Genomic DNA, 3,409 nt, shown 5'->3' on the forward strand with positions numbered 1-3,409 from the left:
TAATATTGAATCGAACAACATCCTCACCTAACTTGACATCGTAGTACGTTGGCTTTCTAAATATACCTTTGTCGCTTGTCACATCATCAAATACATCTTTTRGATCAACATTATCTCTTTGTATATATATTGCTCCATTTGCTTGCCATTATTTCTCCTTTTGACACTTAACGCCCGCCTAAGGGGCTGGCAACGCATAACACTAAACTCAAACACAACAGCCGAAACCACCACGGCTCAATGGGACTGGAAACGCCACGCGTTGACAGTCCCTCTTGAGGCGTTTGTTATGTGCTTATTGTGCTTGATACTCGATTCTGCTAGTTGCCAAACGCTCTTTACCTGCGACTGGGTCATTCAAAATATTCTCAACCCACTCTAACTGTTGATTATCAATAGTAATGATTCGGTACACCGCAGTTGAATCATTTTCCCACTGAGTAGGATTCATCAGGTTGTGATCCTTACACCTTTTTAATACATCAAGCAAAGCCATACCATGTGGGTAAATTGCATTAATTTTTAGAAAATCATCTCCTGCTTCATGGATATCGCGCGCCATAGTAGTAAACGCAATATGAGAAGCCACCTCTGCTGGACGATAACCACTGGCCAATTCAGCTTTAGCGACAGCAATACCATATGGAAGGATGTCATATCCCATGACTGTTAGATTATGAAAAACGACATCCAAGTCTGTCTTCTTTTTCTTAAAACAGTTGAACATAAACTCTCCTTGCACATAACGCCCGCCTAAGGGGCTGGCAACGCATTAACACTAAACCCCAACACAACAGTCGTAACCACTTCGGCTCATTGGGACTGGAAACGCCGCGCGTTGACAGTCCCTCTTGAGGCGTTTGTTATGTGCCCGTACTCATTGTGTACTCTAAATGGCCTGTATGTTCATCAACTTGCTCACTAATCACATTAAAACCTTGAGACAGATAAAACTGGTAACTCGCCTGATTTTCTTTGTACACAGAAAGAGTAAGCATAACTCTTTGCGATTTTGCATGGTTCAGCAATTGCTTACCAATACCTTTACCTTGTAAAGCAGGCTCTACAAATATCGCTGCCAGATTACTTTCATACAATGCGTAAAAACCAACAACTTTAGAATCTATTTCATAAACGCATATCTCTGAAGCTGGAAGGTAAATATTGCGCATATTATCAACTTGGGATTTCCAAAATTCAGCTGAGACAAAATCGTGAGCTTTCATCGAAGCAGTCAACCAGATTTCAAGAATCGAATCTAAGTCATTATCGTTGTATTTTCTTATCATTTTTCACTCTACGATAGCTAAATTTATTGGGGCAACATAACGCCCAATTAAGGTGTGAAGCACGCGACCACGACACTCAATTTGACCACTGTAAACACTGAACTTAACCCAAACCCAAAATGCCAAGCGTGCTGAATCACTCTTAAATTGTTTGTTATGTGACAATTCTATTTATTAAGCCAATTTCGCCTATCGTACTCAGCTCCGTTTTTCATACAGAAATCACCTTCCAAATAGAATTGCTCTTTTCCATTTACCATTCTTTTAACTAGTTCATTTCCCGCTCTCTCTAAAGGGTCATTATCCTTTAGCCACATTTCATAGCCGTGAATAGACGGTCCACCAGCATTTATAGTGAACTGCACACCATATAAATTGAAAGATACATATGTTTCAGGAGTCGGTGTAATGATAATATCATGCCCAAACCCTACTTGAACCCATTCACCTGATTCTGGGTGCCTCATCAATGTATCCATTGGAAACAAAACTTGGCGGTGAAATGGCCATTCCTTTACTCCCTTACCATAACGAGCATAGTTTCTGATTAAATCAAAACTTGGCTCATCAATTATGAGGTCCTGATCCCCAGCATAAGAAAAGCGTAAAGCTAAAGCTTCCAAAGCGAACATGGCTAGAAACCGAGACATTTCTTGCTGAGGTGGATCTATGTCAACTGGAAAAATAAAAGGTGGAAACTCTCCTGTTGCCTGCATATCTTTTAGGTATCCATCAACAATTGCTTGCTCTGACGCTTTTTCAGCTCTTATTTGAAGCTTTTCGTTTTTATCTAGCTTCATATTGACCTGTATTTCCGTTCCAGCTATATAGCCTAATACACTTGGCATTTTCCCTTTTTTATTAGGTACTTGATACCAACCCCTGACATTTCTCATAGAAGGGTGCGACATTACTGGCCTCTCAACCTTTCTAGCAAAATAGTTATTGCATTTGTCACAAACCAACCCTTTGGGTAGTACTAGCTTTTTGCTGCCAAAAGACTCTGGAATAAGGTGCTCTACACCCTTGGTTTCATGACTAGATTCTTTACAAAATAAACAACGCACAATTACCCCTTGTTACATAACGCTGCGTTAAGGGGTGAGTGCCGCATAAACCAAGTTTACGCAGACCATTTTCACCACAAAAATCACCGCATACCAAAAATGCCACGCGGCATGAATCCCTCTTAAACGCTTTGTTAGCTGAATTTCTCCATGACAAAATTGCACAGTTTTTGACCGCGAACTTCTATTGTTTGTTCTTGTATAACCTTGAACCCAAATCTCTCATAAAACGGGCGAGCTGTAATACTCACCTCTGAGTAAAACCTAGTAATTCCTTGTGATTCACCCATTCTGAGTAGATGTTCCATTAACTGTCGACCGACTCCTTGAGCTTGATGTTCATGGTGACAAAAGAAATGATCAATCAATCCATTTTCTTGAAGATCGCTATAACCAACAATTTTTCCACCAATTTCAGCAACAACAGGTGATAGCGAGTTCATTTTTCGTTGCCAAATCTCTGAAGAAAAATCATCTGGAGCCCATGCTTCAACTTGGGCTTGCGAATAATCACGTAAGTTCACATTACGAACAGTATGATAAAAAATAGCCCATAAATCATGCGCATCTGACTCTTGATACTTTCTAACTTCGATCATGCTGATATTTACCACCATTCAGCTAACGCCCGCCTAAGGGGCTGGCAACGCATTACCACTAAACTTAAACACAACAACTGCAACCACCGCGGCTCAATGGGACTGGAAACGCCACGCGTTGGCAGTCCCTCTTGAGGCGTTTGTTAGCCGTTACTCTTTAGGCTAAGCGACATTACCTTAAACAATGCTACTATTCGGCATCCGATTCGAATAAAAACATGAGTAATTTTGATGTCCGCCGAAAATTTACAAGTCAAAGATGTAATGCTCGCTTTTCAAGTGATCCCAAGACTAAAACAAGGCAATAACTTTGAAGTCGTAGACAAAGCTATCGCTGTCGTTAAAGCCTCAGGAGTCCCCTTTCAGGTTAGTGCTATGGAAACCACCATGAAAGGGGAACTCGATCATCTCTTGCAGATAATCAAAGATGCACAGCAAGCTTGCTATGATGCGG

Annotated in this window: 5 protein-coding genes; 1 reads left to right on the forward strand and 4 read right to left on the reverse strand. The window is 40.8% G+C overall.

Annotated elements, in window-relative coordinates; genetic code table 11:
* Positions 1 to 295: 295 nt before the first annotated feature.
* From D908_RS00945 to D908_RS00930, 4 genes are all read right to left on the reverse strand, one after another.
* Positions 296 to 727, reverse strand: a complete 432-nt coding sequence (locus D908_RS00945) for a hypothetical protein (protein WP_005527605.1) — start codon at positions 725 to 727, stop codon at positions 296 to 298.
* Between the two features lie 136 nt (positions 728 to 863).
* Positions 864 to 1,289 carry an N-acetyltransferase gene (locus tag D908_RS00940; protein WP_005527607.1) on the reverse strand — a complete coding sequence of 142 codons (426 nt, stop codon included), beginning with the start codon at positions 1,287 to 1,289 and terminating at the stop codon, positions 864 to 866.
* 167 nt (positions 1,290 to 1,456) lie between these two features.
* Positions 1,457 to 2,356, reverse strand: a complete 900-nt coding sequence (locus D908_RS00935) for an HNH endonuclease (protein ID WP_005527609.1) — start codon at positions 2,354 to 2,356, stop codon at positions 1,457 to 1,459.
* A gap of 134 nt (positions 2,357 to 2,490) precedes the next feature.
* Complete coding sequence (locus tag D908_RS00930) at positions 2,491 to 2,955, reverse strand: GNAT family N-acetyltransferase (protein ID WP_005527613.1); 465 nt, start codon at positions 2,953 to 2,955, stop codon at positions 2,491 to 2,493.
* A gap of 264 nt (positions 2,956 to 3,219) precedes the next feature.
* Here D908_RS00930 and D908_RS00925 point away from each other — a divergent pair.
* On the forward strand, positions 3,220 to 3,409 hold a 190-nt coding region (locus D908_RS00925; RefSeq protein ID WP_200860411.1), incomplete at its 3' end, for a thiamine-binding protein.

This window comes from Vibrio mimicus CAIM 602 (assembly GCF_000338875.1).
Classification (GTDB): Bacteria; Pseudomonadota; Gammaproteobacteria; order Enterobacterales; family Vibrionaceae; genus Vibrio; species Vibrio mimicus.